The sequence below is a fragment of the Nocardia sp. NPDC005978 genome (assembly GCF_040614455.1).
Lineage (GTDB): Bacteria > Actinomycetota > Actinomycetes > Mycobacteriales > Mycobacteriaceae > Nocardia.
The window spans coordinates 43304-63194 of sequence record NZ_JBEXUS010000046.1 but is presented as its reverse complement, the minus strand read 5'-3'; the positions used below and the strand labels follow the sequence as shown (position 1 = coordinate 63194).

The window sequence follows — 19891 nt, the reverse complement described above, 5'->3', positions numbered from 1 at the left end:
GCCCGCGGGCCCGCGCACCACGCGGCACGCCGCCGAACAGGCCGTCGCCGAGCTGTCCGCCGCCTCGATCCGGGCCGAGGGCCCGGTGCGCGAGGTGAGCGGGCTCATCGACGACGGCGCTGTTCCGGCGGCACGGGTGGTGGACCGGCCGGGCTGGATCTCCGCGGCCGCCGATTCCATGGCCCAGCTCACCGGGACCGGGGTCGATCCGGCCGAACAGGGCCGGTTCGCCGGCAAGCCCGGCGGCGTGCAGGCCGGGGCCATGCTGGCGTTCCTTTCCACCGCGATCCTGGGCCAGTACGACCCGTTCAGCGGGCCGGACGGGACCCTGCTGCTGGTCGCGCCCAACATCATGGCGGTCGAGCGCGCACTCGGGGTGCCGCCCAGCGACTTTCGGCTGTGGGTGTGCCTGCACGAGGTGACGCACCGGGTGCAGTTCTCCTCCGCGCCGTGGCTGGCGGAGTACATGCAGCGCAATGTGGAGCTGCTCGGCGAGGCCGGTGACGAGCCGTTCCAGGAGATGCTCGGCCGGCTGCTGGAGGCGGTGAAGGATCGCCGGCGCGGTGAGCAGGATCCGGCGGGCGGCATAGTCGGCCTGCTGCGCGCCACCCAGGCCGAACCCCAGCGCGAGGCGCTGGACCGGCTGCTCATGCTCGGCACCCTGCTCGAAGGCCACGCCGATCACGTGATGGACGCGGTCGGCCCGGCCGTGGTGCCCTCGGTGGCCCGGATCCGCTCGGCCTTCGATCAGCGCCGCCAGCGCCCAGGCAACCCGCTGCAGCGCCTGCTGCGGGCGCTGCTCGGCATGGACGCGAAGGTCGCGCAGTACGTGCGCGGCAAGGCGTTCGTGGACGAGGTGGTGAACACCGTGGGCATGGACCACTTCAACACGATCTGGACCAACGCCGAAACCCTGCCCCGCCCAGCGGAAATCAGCGATCCCCAACTCTGGGTGACCCGGGTCCTCGGCTAGGACCGCCTCTCCGGGAATCAAAGCCAGACTTAGGCGGTGCGACCGTTGCGTCGGCCGCTTGCGGATACGTGGTGGTCGGGTTCGTTCGTACCCGGGGAGTTACCCCGACCGGTGCCAGATCAGTTGTCGCCTGGCGCAACGCCGAAAGACTCCAGCCCGCGGGCATGAGTTGGGTGGTGCCGCCGGTGCTTCGGCCGCTCGCGGATACGCGTGGTCGGGTTCGTACTCGGGGAGTTACCCCGGTCGGTGCGAGATCAGTTGTTGGCTGGCGCAACGCCGTAAGGCTTCTGTCTTCGGGCCGACCTGTCGGCCGTGTGCGGCTCGTTCGAGCGTGTTTACGACCGCCTCGGTCGGGTCGGCCAACCCATTGGGCGCGGGACCGAAGGCGTCGGTGGGTTTGCGTGCGCACGCGTTCAGCGGGGGCGGGCTTCGTGGGCCCGGTACCGGTGGGGGTGGCGGGTGGGCGTGCGACGATCGGGGGGTGAGTGACCGTCGGCGACTGCCTGAGACGCGAGCCGTGTTGGCGGCGCGGCATGCGGTGCGGGAGTGGGTTGGGCGGTACGCGGCCGGGAGGGCGGTGGCCGTGGGGTTGTCGGGGGGTGCGGATTCGCTGGCGCTGACCGCCGCAGCCGTGGTCGAAGCCGAGGGGGTGGACGCGCTCGTGGTCGATCACGGATTGCAGGGCGGGTCGGCGGAGGTCGCCGAGGGCGCGGCGGCGGCCGCGCTGGCGCTGGGGTGCCGGTCGGCGCGGGTGTTGCGGGTCGAGGTCGGGCGGGCGGGCGGGCCGGAGGCGGCCGCGCGGCGGGCGCGGTACGAGGCGCTGGATCGGGCGCGCGACGGGCTGCCGGTGTTGCTCGGGCACACCCTCGACGATCAGGCCGAGACGGTGTTGCTGGGGCTGTCGCGGGGGTCGGGTGGGCGGTCGATTCGGGGGATGGCCGAGTTCGACGAGCCGTGGGGGCGGCCGCTGCTCGGGGTGCGGCGGGCGGTGACGCGGCAGCTGTGCGCGGACGCCGGGCTCACGCCGTGGGAGGACCCGCACAATCTCGCGCCCGAGTTCACCCGGGTGCGGCTGCGGACCGAGGTGCTGCCGCTGCTGGAGGAGGTGCTGCACGGGGGCGTGGCCCCGGCGCTGGCCCGCACCGCGGCGCAGCTGCGGGAGGACGGCGACGTGCTGGACGCGCTCGCTGAAAGTTTGCTGACCGCGTCCCGTAATGGGCGCGGGCTCGAGATCGAGACGCTCGCCACTGCGCCGGCCGCGATTCGCCGCCGCGTCATTCGCGCCTGGTTGCACGAGGGTGGCGCAAAATCATTGACGGACAGCAATTTACGAGCGGTCGACGCGCTGGTCACGCGATGGCGCGGGCAGGGCGGGGTGGCGCTCGGCGGTTCACCGAGTGGGACGAGGTTGGTTGCCGCGCGTGAACATGGCACGCTCATACTTGGCTGGGACCGCGTCGACACCGACGGCGGTCGACACCATCAGTGAAGGGATACCAGCGGACGTGTACGGGGACGACATCGCGTCGGTGCTGATCAGCGAAGAAGAGATCGCGGCGAAGGTCGACGAGCTCGCGGCTCTGGTAGCCAAGCGTTATCCCGCCGACGCACCCGAGGGTGATCTGCTGCTGGTGGGGGTGCTCAAGGGCGCGATCTTCTTCATGACCGATCTGGCCAAGAAGCTCACCGTGCCGACCCAGATGGAGTTCATGGCCGTCTCCTCGTACGGCTCCTCGACCTCCTCCTCGGGTGTCGTGCGCATCATGAAGGATCTCGACAAGGACATCGCGGGCCGCAATGTGCTGATCGTCGAGGACATCATCGACTCCGGGCTGACGCTGTCGTGGCTGCTGCGCAACCTGTCCAGCCGCAATCCCGCCTCGCTCGAGGTGGTCACGCTGCTGCGCAAGCCGGACGCGCTGCGCACCCAGGTGGACGTCATGGCGGTCGGCTTCGACATCCCGAACGAGTTCGTGGTGGGTTACGGCCTGGATTACGCCGAGCGCTATCGCGATCTGCCGTACATCGGCACCCTGCATCCGAACGTCTACGGGGGCTAGTCCGTCCGGGCGCCCGCCCGTCCGGTCCGATCTCCCGCACCCGCCCGCCGCTCGTTTCCGGCGGGCGACGTCGTCGGTTCGGGGTGTGCGGCGCGTCATTCCGCGGCCGATTCGCCCTTCCTGTGACGAAACTCACGTTCGTCGGCCGAGCGCTGTGATCCGGTTAACCCGAGGGCGTTGCTGGGCGGCCGCGCTCGAGTCGCGCCGGTCGGCGGGGGTGTGTAGCGTGGTGTGTGTTACTGCTGGTCACATACCTGCATGAATTCCCGCCTCCGCCACGAGCGGGAATGGCCAGGAATTCGCCCCACCGGTTACCGGAATGTTACGGCCTGCCCCTATGCTCTCTGTAACAAACCTGATGGCTGTTTTCTGAGTCGATTTCCGACTTTCGAACCAGATACGGCTGGTAATTCAAGACCGATTCTGATAGCAAGGGGCTATGGACCCGCATTTGCGCGACCTGCGGTATTTCGTCGCCGTCGCTGAGGAACTGCACTTCACCAACGCCGCCCAGCGGCTGCACATCGCACAGCCGACCCTGTCCCGGCAGATTCGGCAGCTCGAACGCCAGCTCGACGTGGTCCTGTTCGACCGCAATCAGCGCAGCGTCGCGCTCACTGTCGCGGGCAAGGAACTCCTGGAAGGCGCACGCCGCATTCTGGAGCTGTGGGAAGTCACCAACGTCGCACTCCAGGAGGCGGGTGAGGTGCTGCGCGTCGGCATCCAGTCGTCCATCGGACGCGGCCTGATCACCGACCTGGAGAGCGCCAGCGGCCATCGGCTCGCCCTGCACTCCGCGTCCTGGACCGACCCGTCCAGCGGCCTGGCCGGGCGCCAGGCGGACCTGGCGCTCATGTGGCTGCCCGTACCCGACACCGGTCGCTACCGGTGGCAGGTGCTGCGCACCGAGCCGCGCTGGGTGCTGCTGCCGGAGAACCACGCGCTCGCCGGTCAGGAGACCATCGAGTTCGCGGATCTGGTGGACGAGCCCTTCATCGCCATGCCCGCCGAAGCCGGTGCGGCCCGCGATTTCTGGCTCGGCGCCGACGCCCGCAACGGCCGCCAGGCCAAGATCGGCGCGGAAGCGGCCACCGCGGAAGAGCGCCTCGAGGCGGTCTCCCTCGGCCTGGGTGTCTGCCTGCTCGCCGAGAACAACGTCCCGATGTACCGCTGGCCCGGCCTGACCGCCCGCCCCGTGGCCGGCCTGGCCCCCTGCGAACTCGCCGTCGCCTGGCGCGCGGATGACGACCGTCCGACCATCCTCGAGTTCGCGGCCCGCGTGCTCGACGGCGGTTTCGCGGTCCGGGTTCCCGCTACGTCGGGGCAGTCCGCCTAGGCAGCACCCGCGCGGTAGTGGCCTCGAGTCGGAGGCAAGGCCACTGCCGATCGTGGTTCCGACAGAAAAGGCAGTCCCCGTGGGGGACTGCCTTTTTCGTGTGCCCGCCTCAGGGGCAGGTGCGCCGCCAGGGGAGCGTCGACTCGATCTGGGCGGCCAGGCGGAGCAGGGTCGACTCGCTGCCGGGCGGACCGGCGAGCTGGGCGGCCAGCGGCATGCCGGTGCGCGGATGCAGCCCGGTCGGCACCGAGATGGCGGGCCAGCCGACCAGGTTCCACAGCGGGGTGAACGGGGAATAGCTCACGTTCGCAACCACATTGGCGAGCCAGGGACGGCGGTGCCAGCGGCCCGCGCGCGGCGGCGCGGTGGCCAGGGTGGGGGTGACGACCACGTCGTAGCGCTCGAAGTAATCGAGCAGGCGGGCCTCGATCCGATCGACCTGCGCGGCCCGCACCAGACCGCTGCGCAGTGCCAGCTTGCCCAGGGCCACGTGGGTGCGGGTGCGCGGTTGCAGCATCTCCGGGTAGGGGACCGCGGCGGCCTCGCGTGCGGCGTTGGCCACCCAGCGCAGCATGAGCGCGAAAGTCGCGCCCTGGTACGGGAGTTCGGATACGCCGATGGTGTGCCCGGCGCGCGCGGCGGCCGCGGCGGCCCGATCCGCCGCGGTGGTCCAGGCGCGATCTACCCGGCCCAGGGCCAGCGGCGGGGCGGTGGCCAGGCCGATGCGCAGGGTCGGCGGCTGCTCCAGATCGGCCAGCGCCGCACGATCGGCGAGCACCGACAGCATGAGCGCCGCGTCGGCGACAGTCGTTGCCAGCACACCGTTTTCGGTCATGCCGCCCCAGGAATCCACCCCGACCTCGGCGGGCACCAGGCCGCGCCCGGGCTTGAGCCCGACCACGCCGCAGCACGCCGCCGGAATGCGCACCGAGCCGAGCCCGTCGTTGCCGTGCGCGAGGGTCACCATGCCGGCGCCGACCGCCGCCCCCGAACCGCCCGAGGAGCCGCCCGCGCTGAACCGCTGATTCCAGGGGCTGCGGGTGATGCCCTCGGTCGAATCGGTGACGCCCCACAGCCCGAGTTCCGGGACGCTGGTCAGCCCGACGACCACCGCGCCCGCCGCGCGCAGGCGCCGCACCACCGGGTGATCCGCGGCGGCGGGCAGGCCGTCGCCCGCCAGCGACCCGGCCCGGGTGACCTCGCCCGCGACGTCGACGTTGTTCTTCACCACCACCGGCACCCCCGCCAGCGGCAGCATGTCCAGGTCCGGCCGGTCGGCCAGCGCGCGAGCCTCGGCGAGCGCGGCCTCGGTGCGAATCACGCTGAACGCGTTGACTTTCCGGTCGCGAGCGTGAATCCGGTCGAGGGCGTCTCGCACCATCTGCTCGGCGGTGACCGAACCCTGCTGCACGGCGGCGGCGATTCCGGTCGCGGTGGTGGCGTCCACGGGCGGTAGCGGATCGAGGAAGGGGGAGGAATCGGGGGCGGAACTCGCCGGATGGGCATCGGTGCGGTCGAGCGGCTCGTGGTCGATGTTCGCGCCGGTGGAGTCGTCCATGGTCATCAGTACCCCGTTCACCGCCGTGCGGTCCGCTAGCGCGGTGCCCTCGTCGTACATGCTGGTGTTCCCCCGTCGCCTCGTGTCGAAATCGGGTGATCCGCTGTGCAGGCGCAAGTTATCATTTCCCGCAATTGCTCGGGGATGATGGTGTCGGGTGTGGCGGGAAATTATCCGCGACAGCAAGAGTTCGACAGTGCGGACGCCGTTCGAGGATGTCCGCGCCGAGCCAGATAGGTGCGGACATGGCTTCAGGTTCCGAGCGCCACTCCGGCCCGCACTCGGCGGGAACGGAATTCAGCGCGGTCGCGGCCTTCACCGCGGCCTGGGGCTCCGGCGCCGGAGCCGATCCGCCGAGCATCGCGGACTTCCTGCCCGACGCCAGCACGCTGCGCCGGGACGCCCTGCTCGAACTGATCCGCGTCGACATGCGCCATCGCTGGCTGCGCCGCACCGCGCCGCACCTGCCGCCCGGCAGTCTGCGCAAGCGCCTGACCGAGTACTGCGCCGAATTCTCCGAGCTCGACGCCCGGGATCTGCCGCCGGGGCTGGTCTACGAGGAGTTCGTGATCCGCCGGCACAGCGGCGAGCGCGTCGATCCCCGCGAGTGCCTGCGCGAGTATCCGGATCAGGCCGCGGAGCTGCGGGAACTGCTCATCGCCGATGACGTGGACCAGAGCACCCGGGCGCCCGGACTGCTGGAAACGGCCACCCGGGACACGCCGGAGCCGCCCGCCGACCTCGGTGAGTCGACGCGCGTCGGACCCGCGCCGAAGCGGTTCACCGGCGCCGGGCTCGGCGACGCCGCGCGGCCGGGTATCGACGACGGCGAAGCGACCCAGCTCGGTCCCGGGCCCGACGATGAGGGCGAACCCACCCGGCTCGGGCCGACGCCGGACGACGACGGCGAGGCAACCCAGCTGGGCCCGGGGCCGCAGGACGAGGGCGAACCCACGCAGCTCGGCCCAGGGCCGCAGGACGAGGGTGAACCCACCCGGCTCGGCTCCCCGCCGGGAGACGATGGCGAGGCAACGCAGCTCGGTCCCGGGCTGGACGATGAGGGTGAACCCACCCGGCTCGGGCCGACGCCGGACGACGACGGCGAGGCAACCCAGCTGGGCCCGGGGCCGCAGGACGAGGGCGAACCCACGCAGCTCGGTCCAAGGCCGCAGGACGAGGGTGAACCCACCAGCCGCGGCCTGCCGCCCGGCGAGCAGACCCGCGCCGGGAACGAGTCCGGCGACCCGATCCCGATCGGCGAGCTGTTCGGCGACGCGACCCGCGGCGGCCGCGATCCCCTCGGGGAGCCCACGCGCGCCGAGGACTTCTTCGGCGAACTCACCCGCGGCGGGGCGCGACCGGCCGCGTCAGCCCGGACCGGAGCGCCGGAAGAGGCCACGCAGGCCGGGGGACCGGGCGAGCCCACCCGGGCACGGTCACTGGACGAGTCCACGCGGCTCAGAGCGCTGGATGAGGCCACTCGCGCCGGTTCCGGGCCGGACGAGTCCACCCGGGCGGGTTCCGGCCCCGGTGATGCCACGCGGGCCGGGGACGCGCCCGGCGACGATGCCACCCGGGCCGAGGATCCGCCCGCCGAGGATTCCACCCGGATTCCCGACTCCGCCGAGGTCCTGGCCGAGACCCGCGCCACCGGCGGGCTGGCCGCCCCCGCCATGAGCGATCTGCTCGACCGCATCGAAATCGGCCAGAGCATAGACGATTTCGACCTGCTCACGGGGCTGGGCAGCGGCGCGTTCGCCCGGGTGTTCCTGGCCCGCCAGCGGTCGCTGCAGCGCCTGGTGGCGGTGAAGATCTCCGCCGACCACGGCACCGAGCCGCAGACCCTGGCCCAGCTCGACCACGACTACATCGTGCGGGTCTTCGACCAGCGGCTGATCTCCGGGATCCGATTCGAGTCCGGGCGGCGGCTGCGGCTGCTGTACATGCAGTTCCTGCCCGGCGGCACCCTGCTGGGCGTACTGCGCTGGGTGCGCGCCACCCCGGTGGCCGAGCGCAGCGGGCAACTGCTGCTGGACGCCGTGGACGCGGCCATGGAGGAGAAGGGCGAGATCCGGCCCACCGATTCCAGCGTGCGCGCCGAGATCGCGAGCCTGAGTTGGCCGGAAGCCGTCGCCTGGCTGGGCCGCCGGCTGGCCGAGGCGCTGGACTACGCCGACGGGCACGGCGTGCTGCACCGCGACGTGAAGCCCGCCAACATCCTGCTCACCGCCGAGGCGGTGCCCAAGCTGGCCGACTTCAACATCAGCTTCGCGCGGAATCTGGAGGACGCCAGCCCGGTCTCGTACTTCGGCGGCTCGCTGTCCTACATGTCGCCCGAGCAGCTCGAGGCCTGCCATCCCGGTCACGCGCACACCGCCGCGGACCTGGACACCCGCGCCGACATCTTCTCCCTCGGCGTGGTGCTGTGGGAATTGCTCACCGGCGCAAAGCCGTTCGACGACTCCACCGCCGGTCCCGGCGATCACGGCGACCGCACCACCCTGGAAGCCATGCTCGCGCGCAGGCGCGGCGGCGTCGAGGGCCCGGCCCTGGACCGGATTCCGCAGGACTGCCCGGCCGCGCTGCGCCGGGTGCTGCTGACCTGCCTGGCCCCCGATCGCGAACAGCGCTGGCGCAGCGGCGCGGTGCTGGCCGAGCAGTTCGCCCTGTGCCTGGATCCGCGCGCCCGCGACCTGGTGGATCCGCCGCCGAACAGCTGGCGAATGCGGCTGCGGCCCTGGCTGGTTCCCCTGGTGACCCTCGCGGTGGCGATTCCCAACATCCTGGTCTCGGTGTACAACATCCTGCACAACGACACCCTGATCGTGAGCAGGCTGTCGGCCGAGGCCGAGCGCAGTTTCACCCTGACCACGGCCACCGTGAACTCGCTGTTCTATCCCATCGGCATCGCGATCATCATCTATCTGTGCCGGTTGGTGATCTCGGTGCCGCGCGGCCTGCGCAAGGGCCGCGAGTACGACGCGGAGACCCTGCGCCGCGCGCGAACCGATGTATTGCTGTGCGGGGAGCGCATTTCCTTCGTGGTGTTCTCGCTCTGGGTGCTGGCGGGCATCACCTTCCCCATCGCGCTGCGGCTGGCGACGGGGGAGATACCGGCCCGCGGCATGGTGCATTTCCTGGTGTCGCTGGTGGTGTGCGGGGCCATGGCGGTGGCCTATCCGTTCTTCCTGGTGACCTTCTATCTGGTGCGCTGCATCTATCCGATGTTCCTGCGCGAGGGCGTCAGCGCAGACGACGTCGCGTTGCTGCATCGGCTGGGCCGGCGATGCACCAGCTATCTGGCGGTGGCCGCCTCGGTGCCGCTGCTGGCCGTTGCGGGGGTGACCTTCCTGCCGCCGGACGACATCCCGCTCGTGATCGTCGCCGTACGGGTGCTGAGTGTCGGCGGCATCGCGGCGTTCGTCGTCGTGTACATCATGTTCCGTGCCCTGGAAGCGGATTTGCGAGCCCTCGAACGGGTCGGTACGCCGGTGCGGTCCCACGACTCGCGGGAGCGAGCGGGCAGCCGATCGTGAGTGAGCACGCGGCGCAGGCGCTGGCCCGCTTCGCCGCCGAGTGGGAGTCGACACTGCGCGGGCAGCGCTCCGAACCCCCGTCACCGGCGCGGTTCGTGCCGGACGCGGCCGTCGCACGGCTGGCCGTGCTCGTCGAACTGGTGCGGGTCGACATCTCCCAGCGCCGCCGGCGCGCGGGTCTGGAGAAGCGAGTCTTCGCGTACCGCACCGAGTTTCCCGAGCTCACCGGCAGTCCCGAGTACGCGGAGCTGGTGTACGAGGAGTATCTGATCCGCGGCCGCTACCGGCCGGTGGACCCGGAGGTCTTCGCCGCCGACTATCCGGAGGTCGCGGGGGAACTGCGCGAGCGCCTGCGCGCGGGTGCGCGGACTCCGGCCGCGCCGCCCGCGGACCTGCCCGCCGACATCACCGTGGGCCGCACCCTGGACGACTTCGATCTGCTGACCGATCTCGGCGGGCACGCGCACAGCCGCATGTTCCTGGCCCGTCAGCGCTCCATGCAGCGCCTGGTCGCGGTCCGGGTGGACGCGGGCGCGGACAGCGACACCCACACCGTGGCCCAGCTCGAACACGACTACATCGTGCGGGTTTTCGATCAGCGGCTGCTCACCGGCGCGGCCGGAAAACCGTTGCGGCTGCTGTACATGCAGTACCTGCCCGGCGGCAACGCCGAGGGCGTGCTGCGCCTGCGCCGCGAGCAGGGGAGCGCCGGCGGCGGCGCGGTGCTGCTGCGCGCGGTGGACGCGGCCATGGAGACCCGGGGCGAGATCCGGCCGGTCGATTCGCGGGTGCGCGCCGAGCTCGCGGCCGCGAGCTGGCCCGAAACCGTGGCCTGGGTGGGCCGCAGGCTCGCGACGGCCCTGGACCACGCCAACCGGGAAGGCGTGCTGCACCACGACATTCGCCCCGCGAACGTGCTCTTCACCGCCGAGGGCGTGCCGAAGCTCGCGGACTTCGCCCTGGGTCCGCGCTATTGGGATCCGGCGTCGGCCGGCATGGCGCAGGCAACCCCGGCCCAGGTGGCGGACCTCCGCTGGCGGGCCCCCGAGTCCCTGGCCGCCGCCCTGGACCCCGCGGCGCCGCTCCCCGACACCCGCGCCGACATCTATTCCCTCGGCGTCCTGCTCTGGGAGATGCTCACCGGCGCACCACCGTTCGACGATTCCGAGCCCGGCGAGCCGCCCGGCCCCGCCGAAACAGTTGCGCCGGCAAAGTCTTTCGGGCAGACGACGGTCGCGGACATGCTCGAGCGGCGGCGGGCCGGGGTGCCCGCGGCCGCGCTGGCGACGTTGCCCGCCGACACACCGCATGCGCTGCGGCGGGTGCTGCTCGAGTGTCTGGAACCGGAACCGGCTGACCGGAGGTCGAGCGGGGCCGAACTGGCGGGGCAGTTCGATCTGTGCCTGGACGCGCGGGCTCGGGACCTGGTCGACCCGCCGCGGCGCAGCTGGCGGGCGCGGGCGCGGGGGTGGGCGGTGCCCATCGCCGCGCTGTGCCTCGGGCTGCCCAATCTGCTCGCCAGCGTGTACAAGATCAATCTCAGTGGGAGCCTGATCGGGCAGCACCTGACCGTCGCCGAGCAGCAGACCTACGCGCATACGGTGCTGGTGGCCAACCTCATCGCGTTTCCGCTCGCCGGGCTGCTGCTGCTCTGGCTGGCCCGGCGGCCGCTGACCGTCACCTACCGGCTCGCGCGCGGGCACCGGTTCTCCGACGCCGAACTCGCCCGTGCCCGCGCCGACACCCTGCTGGTCGGTGAGCGCGCGGTGTGGGTGTCGGCGGGGGCCTGGATAGCCTCGGGCATCGGCTGGCCCACCGCGCTGGTGCTGGCCGGAGTTCGATTGCCCGACAACGCACTCGCGCAGATCTGGATCGGCCAGTTGGTCTGCGCCGCCATGGCGCTGGCCTATCCGTTCTTCCTGATCACCGTGTACTCGGTGCGGTCGCTGTACCCGCCGCTGCTCACCCACGGCACCGTCGGCCCCGCCGACCGCGATCGCATGCGCCGGCTGGCCCGGCGCAGCAACTGGTATCTCGGTGTCGCGGCGTCCGTTCCGCTGCTCGGTGTCGCGTCGGCGACGTTTGTCTCCCGCGCCGACCTGGCCCTGGTGATCGACACCGTCCGCTGGCTCAGCGTGGGCGGTGTCCTGGCCTTCGCGGCGAGCTACTGGCTCTCCCGGCTCCTGGAAGCCGACCTGCTGTCCCTGGTGCGCGCGATCCCGGCCGAACGCGGCCGCGCCGCATCGCGTTCGGGATCCGGCGGCCGGGCCGCGTGATCCCTCGCGCCCGGCTCCGGCCAGCCCTGTTCGGCTACGCGCGCGCGGCGCCCGCCAGGTTGCCCGCCACGGTGTCGGCCAGCACGTCCTCCAGCGGGGTGGGGGACAGGCCGAAGGTGCGCTCGGTGCGGGTGGAATCGAGCAGTTCGGGATGGGTCATGGTGTACGACATCTCGATCAGCTCGGCCACGATCGGGTCCTGCGCGCCCGCCCAGGCGATGTCCCCCAACGACATCGAGGTCAGCCGCGGCTCCGGCGCCCCCGCCCGCGCGGCCAGCCGGGCGGTCAGCTCCCGCACCGAGACCGTGGTCGAGGGCACGTGCCAGGCGTGGCCCGGCGCGCGGTCGTCCCGGGCCACGGTGACCAGGGTGCGCGCCACGTCGTCCACGAAGGACCAGCTGTGCGGTGCGTCCAGATCACCCGGGTACGCGGCGGGTTCGCCGGCCAGCACGGGTGTGGTCACCAGGAGATTGAACAGCGATCCGGCGTCGCCGCCCAGGAAGTCCGCGGCGCGCACCTCGGCGACCCGGGCCCGGCCCGCCGCGTGTGCGGCCAGGGCGTTCAGCCAGATCTGCGCGCGCACAGCCCCTTTCACCGAGATCGGCGCCATGGGCAGATCCTCGGTGAGCGGCCCGTCCGCCCGCCCGTAGCCGTAGATGTTGCTCAGCGACACCAGCGTCGCCCCGGTGCGTTCGGCCGCGCTCAGCAGCGCGGCGGCGATGGGCGGGAAGTCCGTCGGCCACCGGTTGTAGGCGGGCCAGGCGGTGTTGATCAGAGCGCTTGCGCCCGTGGCGAGTTCGGTGAGCCGCTCGGCGTCCGAGGCGTCCCCGGCCGCCAACTCGATGAGCGGATGCGCGGGCCCGAGCCCGCGCCGGCTGACCAGGCGCACCCGCTCCCCGGACTCGGCGAGCAACAGGGCGGTGCGGGAGCCGGTGCTGCCCGCACCCGCGACGACGTGCAGAGACATGGTGATTCCCCTCGTTTCCGGGCCGCCGCTCGACGGCCCGCATCGAGCCTGCTCCCGCGAATCGAGCTACGGTAGTGGCTGGAAAGCCACATATCCCAAGGATCGAGCCATGCACCGGATCGCCGTCCTCGCCATCCCGCCCGTCATCAGTTTCGACGTGGGCATCCCCGAAATCGTCTTTCCGGCAGTGCGGGTCGACGGACTCCCGGCGTACGAGGTGGTGATGTGCACCGCCGATCCCGGCGCCGTGCCCGGCTACACCGGGCGCTCGTACCTCATCGACGCGGGCCTGGAAGCCGTGGCCGCGGCCGACACCGTCATCGTCACCGGCGCGGGCTCCCGGGACGACTGCGATCCCCGGGTACTGCTGGCTCTGCGCGCGGCCACCGCCGCGGGCACCCGCATCGCCTCGATCTGCACCGGCGCGTTCGCATTGGCCCAGGCCGGGCTGCTCGATCACCGCCCGGCCACCACCTACTGGCTGTACTCGCAGGAGATGCGCGAGCGCTTCCCCACGGTGGACCTGCAACCCGACGTGCTCTTTGTCGACGACGGCCAGGTGCTGACCTCCGCGGGCCTGGCCGCCGGCCTGGACCTGTGCGTGCACATCGTGCGCCGCGATCACGGTGCGGCGGTGGCCAATACGGTCGCGCGGCTGGCCGTGGTCGCCCCGATCCGCCCGGGCGGGCAGGCGCAGTTCATCGAGACGCCGCTGCCGCCGGAGACCGGCGCGGCGCTGGCCGCCACCCGCGCCTGGGCGCTCACCAGGCTGGACGAACCGATCGGCCTGCGCGAGCTGGCCGCGCACGCGCACACGAGCACCCGCACGCTGACCCGCCGCTTCCGCGCCGAGACCGGATCCAGCCCGCTGCAGTGGCTGCTGCACCAGCGCGTGGACCGGGCCCGCGAACTGCTCGAGGTCACCGATCTGCCGATCGACGAGGTGGCCCGCCGGTCCGGGCTCGGCACTGCCGAATCGCTGCGGCTGCACCTGACCCGGCGGCACGGGCTGCCGCCGAGCGCGTACCGAAAAGCGTTCAGCCGCCGCTGACCTCGCGGTGTCGCGGGCCGCAGGGGTGTGCCCGGCAGTAGGGTGCTGGGGTGGCTCGCATCGGCGTCGAAACGACCCTGTCGGAGCTTGCGGCGCGCCTGCGACGGCGAGCGGACGGACATTCCGGGCGATTCATCCTGGGGATCGCGGGACCGCCCGGCGCGGGCAAATCCACACTGGCACGCGGGGTCCGCGACGAGCTGAACGCCGCGGCCGGGGCCGAACTCGCCGAGGTCGCGCCCATGGACGGATTCCACCTCAGCAACGCGCGCCTGCGGGCCGCCGGCGATCTGGCCCGCAAGGGCGAACCCGACACCTTCGACGCCGCGGCGTATGTCGCGACCCTGCGCGCCCTGCGCGACACCCCGCCCGGCCGCCCGGTGCCCTGGCCCACCTACTCGCGCGAACTGCACGAGCCGGTGCCCGGCGGCGTCGTCTTCGAGGCGCACCCGATCATCATCACCGAGGGCAACTACCTGCTGCTCGCGGACGACGCCGCCCCCGGCTGGTCCGCCGTGCGCCCCCTGCTCGACGAAACCTGGTACCTCGACGTGCCCCGTCCCGTCATCGAACAGCGCTTGGTGCGCCGCCACATTCGCGGCGGCCGCACCCCCGAGGCCGCCAAAACCAAAGTGGCGCAGAGCGATCTGCTCAACGCCCGCCTGGTCGAGGCGACCCGGGCCCGCGCCGACCTGGTCCTGCGCAAATCCGGCCGCAACTACAAGATCGTCTGACCCCCCATCCACCCCCGCGTCCCCACCGACGCGCAGGACAGCGCCGCGACCTCGGCCGCGTGCCGCAACGCCACCGGGAACGCCTCCCCGAGCGCATGGAAATGGCAGAACGCCCCGTGCAGAATGTCCCCGGCCCCCAGCGTGTCCACCGCCGCCACCTTCGGCACCGCCACTTCGCCACGCGCACAAGCTGTTTCGCCCTGAACCGGAGGCCGTCCGGGGCCGCGGCCGGATCCGCCGGCCCGGCGCGCACCGTCCCCGTCGGGCACTGCGCGGGGTGCAGCGGCCTCCGCATCGGGCGACCCCGCAGCCACGTCGGGCACCGCATCCGGCGATCCGATCGCGCCGTCGCGCACCGTGCGGGGTGACGCGGTCTCCATGCCGGGCGACCCGTCCGCCACACCGGACCGGACGCCGTCGGCGGTAGGCGCGTCGCCGACGGACTCGACCGGCCGGAGCACCCTCGGGCCGGTGGCCTCCGCATCGGGTGACCCGGCCGCCGCACGAGCGGCGGATGGGACACCCGGGTCCGTTCCCCGGAACGAATAGCGAATGGGCTCTGCGCCATTGGTGATGGCCGCGTAGGCCGGACCGGCCGTGTGCAGGAAGTCGAAGACCTCCGCGGCCGAGCCGGGGGGTACGCCGGGCGGGGCGAAGGCCGCCGAGCAGATCGCGATATCGACCAGGGGGAGGAGTTCGGCGTGCACCTGCCGCCAGCGCCCGGCGTCGAGCACCACCGGGATCCCCGCCGCCCGCGCCGCCGCCGCGATCCGCAGGGCGGGTTCGGCGTAGTGGCCGTCCACCAGGACTATCGCGGCGTTCCCGAGTAGTTCGGCCGCCGCGGCATCGGAACCCGGTCCAGCGATCTCCTCGAAGCGATCTCCGGGCCCGGCGTGCTCCGGCGCGACCGTGCCGGTGGCGGCGTGCCCGGCCGGCCCGGCGGGCAGGCGGGGGTCGGCGCGCGATCCGTCCAGGGAGACGATCGTCCGGGTCGCGGCCGCGGTCGCCACCACGATCGAGGAGACCGGCGGCCGGGTCGCGGCGTCGGGGGTCAGGTCGGTCAGGGCGACACCGTAGCGGTGCAGGTCGTCGCGAATCGGTTCGGCCAGCGGGTGTTCGCCCAGGGCCGTGATCAGGGTGGGGGAGTGGCCCGCCAGGTGGGCGTAGGCGACCGCGGCGTTCGCGGCGGGTCCGCCCGCGCCCAGGAAGAGCTCCGCGGCCTGGGTCTTGGTGTCCTCGGCCGGGTACCGGTCGACGGTGTAGGCGAGATCGAGAGTCGCGAGTCCGACGAAGACGGCGCCGTTTACTTCCATGCCGCCGACCCTACGGCGCTACCGTGGAGGGAACGGGGAGGTAAGGCGAGCAATGGAATTGACCAAGGGCGCGAACGCGCCGCTCACGACGGACGAGGTCGTCGTCGAGGTGAACGCCTCGACGCAGGTGGATGTGGCCGCGCTGCTGCTGACCGCCGCCGGCAAGGTCCGCTCCGACCACGACTTCATCTTCTACAACCAGCCGCGCGGCCCGGGCGTCACCGTGCAGCCGCCCAACCGGATCCGCATCGCCACCCGCGAGGTGCCCGCGGACATCGACAAGATCGTGGTCACGGCCAGCCTCGACGGCAGCGGCCCGCCGAACTGGGGGCGGGCCGGGCGACTGCAGCTCGCCCTCGTCGACCCGCTGCGCCGCACCACCATCGCCACGTTCACCCCCTCGGACCTCAGCACCGAGACCGCGGTGGTCGGACTGGAAATCTATCGGCGACAGGGCAGTTGGAAGGTGCGCGCCGTCGGGCAGGGCTACGCCAACGGCCTGGCGGGCATCGCCACCGACTTCGGCATCACCGTGGACGACGCGCCGCAGCCCGCCCCGCAGGCGAGCCCGTACCCGCCGCCCGCGAACCAGTACCCGCCCACCGCGCCGTTCCCCGCGACAGCGCCGTTTCCGCAGCAGTCCTACCCGCCGCCGCAACAGCCGTACCCGCCGCCGCAACAGCCGTACCCGCCGCCGCAACAGCCGTACGCGGCTCCGTCCCAGCCGTATTCGCCGCCGCCCGCCTACCCGCCGCCGCAGCAGTACCCGCCGCAGTCGTATCCGCCACCCGCCCAACCGGCGTACCCGCCGCCACAGCAGCCGTATTCATTACCCCCGCAACAGCATTCGCCCACTCCCGGCTACCCGCAGCAGCCCGCCCCCCGCTTCGGCGAGGCCACCGTCAGCCTGGACAAGGGCAAGGTCGTCTCGCTCAGCAAGAACGAGACCGTCTCGCTCACCAAAGGCGGCGTCGCCACCCTGACCAGGGTGCGCATGGGCCTGGGCTGGGATCCGGCCAAGCGCGGCAAGTCCATCGACCTGGACGCGTCCGTGGTCGCCTACGACAACCGAGCCAAGAAGCTCGGCAAGGTCTGGTTCGTCAACCTCAGCGAATTCCGCGGCGCCATCAAGCATTCCGGCGACAACCTGACCGGCGACGGGGACGGCGACGACGAGGTCATCACCGTCGACCTGCCGGCCCTGCCCGCCAACGTCTACGCCCTGCTGTTCACCGTGAACTCGTACTCGGGCCAGAAGTTCGACCAGATCTCCCGCGCCTTCTGCCGCCTGGTCGACGACTACACCGGCGCGGAACTGGTGCGCTTCGAACTCTCGCGCGGCGACCGCCGCACCGGCCTGTTCATGTGCATGCTCACCCGCGCCGCCAACGGCTGGAACATGACCGCGCTCGGCGACTACGGGGACGGCGCGACCGTCAACGCCATGGTCGACCCGGGCAAGCGATTCGTCACGGCGACAGTGCATTAGACGCCGCGAGGGCCGTGACCGGTACCGGTCACGGCCCTCGCCTCACCCCTCGGCGATTCAGCCGCCGTTGCCGCGCACCCGCGACTCGTACGCCTTGCGCGCCGCGGAGTCCACGTCGTCCAGGAACGCGCTCTGAGCGCCCAGCGCCCGGCCCAGCGCGTCACCCCACGACTCCGGCAGCAGCCCGACGACCTGGGAGATCGCACCGGCGACCGCCGTGACCCGCACCTTGCTGCGCGGCTCGACGATCACCTTGGCGATGGCGTCGGCGATCTCCTCCGGCTCGGCCGGCCGCAGCACCTTGGGCGGATTGACCCCCGACCCGAGTTCGGTCTTGGTCAGCGTCGGCAGGATCGAGGAGAACCGCACCCCCGTGCCCCGGTATTCCTCGCGCAGGGTGTCGGTGAACCCGAGCACCGCGTGCTTGGACGCGTTGTAGGTGGCCAGACCCGGAATATGGGTCTCCCCGGCCAGCGACGCGATGTTGATGACGTGCCCGCGCCCGCGCGGCAGCATGCGCGCGATCGCCAGCTTGGACCCCAGGATCACCCCGTACACGTTGATGTCCAGAATCCTGCGGGTGATCACGTCGGACTCGTCCACGAGCCGGCCCGTCGGCATGATCCCGGCATTGTTGATCAGCACGTCGATCGGCCCGAGCTGCTTCTCGACCTCGTCCAGGAACGCCTCGAACGACTGCTGATCGGTGACGTCCAGCCGCCCGAACACCTCGAACCCGCGGGTGGTGCCGGACTCCTTGACCGTCACCTCGTCCACGTCGCCGATGGCGATCTTCGCCCCGAGCGCCTGCAACGCCGTCGCCGTCGCCAGGCCGATGCCGCGCGCGCCACCGGTGATGACGACGACCTTGCCCCTGATAGCACCGAAGTCGGTCATTACTTGGTCCCCTTCACCGTGTCGAAAACCGCCTGCACGCTCAGCCGCCGCACGCCGCGCGCACCCGCGGCCCGCATCGCGGACAGCGCGATTCCGAGCTTGGTGGTGTTGTACGGGAACCACAGCAGCTCTTTGGTCTGCGTGGGCAGGATCGGCTTGGTGATGGCCTGCTGGCGGCAGTACTTGCGCACCCCGTTCTCCCCGCCCCAGCGCGCACCCACGCCCGACAGGCCCCAGCCACCCATGGGCAGTGCGAAACTGAACATGTTGGAGAACACGTCGTTGATGTTCACCGCGCCCGCGTTCAATTGGCGCGCAACGCGTTCGGCGCGATCCTTGTCCCCGCTCCACACCGACGCGGACAGGCCGTAGATCGAATCATTGGCCAGTCGAACGGCTTCCGCCTCGTCGGCGACCTTCATGACCGGCACCGTGGGGCCGAAGGTCTCCTCGGTCATACAGGTCATGGTGTGGTCCACGTCGGCCAGCACCGTCGGCTCGAACAGCGTGCCGACGCCCGTGCGCTTGCCGCCGGTGAGCACCCGCGCACCCTGCTTCACGGCCTCTTCGACGTGCCGCTGCACGATCTGCGCCTGGTTCTCGTTGGCCAGCGCGCCCATGTCGTACTTGGGCTCGCGCCCGTCCACACCCTGGCGCACCTCCTTGACGGCGGCGGTCAGCTTCTTCAGGAACTCTTCGTAGACAGGCGCTTCCACGTACACGCGCTCGACCGAGATGCACACCTGCCCGGCGTTGAACAGGCCGCCGAAGGCGATGCCCGCCGCGGCGCGATCCAGATCGGCGTCGGCCAGCACGATGGCCGGATCCTTGCCGCCCAGCTCCAGGCTGTACGGGATCATGCGCTCGGTGCAGGCGGCCGCGATCTTGCGGCCGGTCGGGGTGGAACCGGTGAACTGGATGTAGTCCGCGTTGTCCACCACGGCCGCACCCGTCGCACCCGCACCGGTGACGATGTCCAGGACCGGCGGCGCGCCGATCTCGCGCCAGCCGCGCACCAGCTCGAGCGCCGACAGCGGCGTCACCTCGGACGGCTTGAGGATGACCGCGGCACCCGCGGCCAGCGCGGGGATCACGTCGATGACCGGCATGGCGAGCGGGAAGTTCCACGGCGTGATCACCCCGACCACCGGGTACGGGCGGAAGACGCGGGTCAGCGTCTTCACCCGGGCCAGCGGGCTGTGCGGCGAAGGATGTTCGTCCGCAAGGAATTTCGCGGCCCGGCGGGCGTAGTAGCCGGTGAGGTCGACCGAGAACGCCGGATCGATGAGGGCGTCCACCCGCGCCTTGCCGGTCTCGGACTGCAGCACGTCGGCCAGGTGATCGGTGTTGTCCACCAGCCAGTCCTGCAGCTTGAGCAGCCATTCCTTGCGGCCGTCGGGCCCGATGGCCTCCCATTCGGCCTGGTGCACACGCAGTTCCCGCACCTTGGCCGCCACGGTCTCGGCCGAATCGATCGGGACCGTGCCCGCGAGCGCGCCGGTCGCGGGATTGCGCACCTCGAGTTCGGTGGGCTCGGGCGGGGTCGCCACCGCCTTCGGCTGGGCCGCGGGCGCCGCCTTGGTGGTCTTGGCCGCGGCGGGCTTGCGCGCCGGGCTCTTGCGGGGCGTACCCGCGGCGGATTCGGTATTGGTCACGATGTGCTCTCCCACGTGCGCTGCGTTGCGAAGGGTGCATGCTTGA

General features: G+C 71.8%; 14 protein-coding genes. 9 read left to right on the top strand and 5 right to left on the bottom strand.

What is annotated here, in order from left to right:
- The 4 genes from ABZ319_RS21710 to ABZ319_RS21695 form a co-directional block, all read left to right on the top strand.
- A partial coding sequence (locus tag ABZ319_RS21710) for a zinc-dependent metalloprotease (protein ID WP_354988264.1) occupies nt 1–973 on the top strand: 973 nt, incomplete at its 5' end.
- A gap of 538 nt (nt 974–1511) precedes the next feature.
- Nucleotides 1512–2462 carry a tRNA lysidine(34) synthetase TilS gene (gene tilS, locus ABZ319_RS21705; protein ID WP_354988263.1) on the top strand — a complete coding sequence of 317 codons (951 nt, stop codon included), beginning with the start codon at nt 1512–1514 and terminating at the stop codon, nt 2460–2462.
- A gap of 16 nt (nt 2463–2478) precedes the next feature.
- Entirely contained in the window at nt 2479–3033 is a 555-nt protein-coding gene (gene hpt, locus ABZ319_RS21700) for a hypoxanthine phosphoribosyltransferase (RefSeq protein WP_354988262.1), read from the top strand.
- Between the two features lie 439 nt (nt 3034–3472).
- Nucleotides 3473–4369: a LysR substrate-binding domain-containing protein gene (locus ABZ319_RS21695; RefSeq protein WP_354988261.1), complete on the top strand. Its 897-nt coding sequence runs from the start codon at nt 3473–3475 to the stop codon at nt 4367–4369.
- 109 nt (nt 4370–4478) lie between these two features.
- On the opposite strand, the gene ABZ319_RS21690 is transcribed toward ABZ319_RS21695, so the two are convergent.
- Nucleotides 4479–5987, bottom strand: coding sequence for an amidase family protein (locus ABZ319_RS21690; protein ID WP_354988260.1), 1509 nt, complete (start codon nt 5985–5987; stop codon nt 4479–4481).
- Between the two features lie 185 nt (nt 5988–6172).
- On the opposite strand from ABZ319_RS21690, the gene ABZ319_RS21685 reads away from it, so the two are divergent.
- Both ABZ319_RS21685 and ABZ319_RS21680 read left to right on the top strand, forming a co-directional pair.
- Complete coding sequence (locus tag ABZ319_RS21685; RefSeq protein WP_354988259.1) at nt 6173–9463, top strand: protein kinase; 3291 nt, start codon at nt 6173–6175, stop codon at nt 9461–9463.
- On the top strand, nt 9460–11739 hold the full coding sequence (locus ABZ319_RS21680) for a protein kinase (protein ID WP_354988258.1): 2280 nt from the start codon (nt 9460–9462) through the stop codon (nt 11737–11739). The genes ABZ319_RS21685 and ABZ319_RS21680 overlap by 4 nt, the downstream gene beginning before the upstream one ends.
- Nucleotides 11740–11773: 34 nt before the next feature.
- Here ABZ319_RS21680 and ABZ319_RS21675 read toward each other — a convergent pair whose 3' ends face one another.
- A complete protein-coding gene (locus ABZ319_RS21675; RefSeq protein ID WP_354988257.1) occupies nt 11774–12706 on the bottom strand; it encodes an NAD-dependent epimerase/dehydratase family protein in 933 nt (310 codons plus the stop codon).
- A 109-nt stretch (nt 12707–12815) separates the two neighbouring features.
- Here ABZ319_RS21675 and ABZ319_RS21670 point away from each other — a divergent pair, with 109 nt between their 5' ends.
- Together ABZ319_RS21670 and ABZ319_RS21665 are read left to right on the top strand one after the other, a co-directional pair.
- Nucleotides 12816–13757: a helix-turn-helix domain-containing protein gene (locus tag ABZ319_RS21670; RefSeq protein WP_354988256.1), complete on the top strand. Its 942-nt coding sequence runs from the start codon at nt 12816–12818 to the stop codon at nt 13755–13757.
- Between the two features lie 50 nt (nt 13758–13807).
- Nucleotides 13808–14491, top strand: a complete 684-nt coding sequence (locus tag ABZ319_RS21665; protein WP_354988255.1) for a nucleoside/nucleotide kinase family protein — start codon at nt 13808–13810, stop codon at nt 14489–14491.
- Here ABZ319_RS21665 and ABZ319_RS21660 read toward each other — a convergent pair.
- Nucleotides 14476–15804, bottom strand: a complete 1329-nt coding sequence (locus tag ABZ319_RS21660; RefSeq protein ID WP_354988254.1) for a PfkB family carbohydrate kinase — start codon at nt 15802–15804, stop codon at nt 14476–14478. The two genes, ABZ319_RS21665 and ABZ319_RS21660, sit on opposite strands and share 16 nt — an antisense overlap.
- 52 nt (nt 15805–15856) lie before the next feature.
- Between ABZ319_RS21660 and ABZ319_RS21655 the strand changes: the two genes are divergently transcribed.
- Nucleotides 15857–17293, top strand: coding sequence for a TerD family protein (locus ABZ319_RS21655; RefSeq protein ID WP_354988253.1), 1437 nt, complete (start codon nt 15857–15859; stop codon nt 17291–17293).
- Nucleotides 17294–17350: 57 nt separating this feature from the next.
- Here the strand turns inward: ABZ319_RS21655 and ABZ319_RS21650 are convergent, their stop codons facing one another.
- Entirely contained in the window at nt 17351–18190 is an 840-nt protein-coding gene (locus tag ABZ319_RS21650) for an SDR family oxidoreductase (RefSeq protein ID WP_354988252.1), read from the bottom strand.
- Complete coding sequence (locus tag ABZ319_RS21645; RefSeq protein WP_354988251.1) at nt 18190–19845, bottom strand: aldehyde dehydrogenase family protein; 1656 nt, start codon at nt 19843–19845, stop codon at nt 18190–18192. Before ABZ319_RS21645 ends, ABZ319_RS21650 begins: the two co-directional genes overlap by 1 nt.
- Nucleotides 19846–19891: the final 46 nt, after the last annotated feature.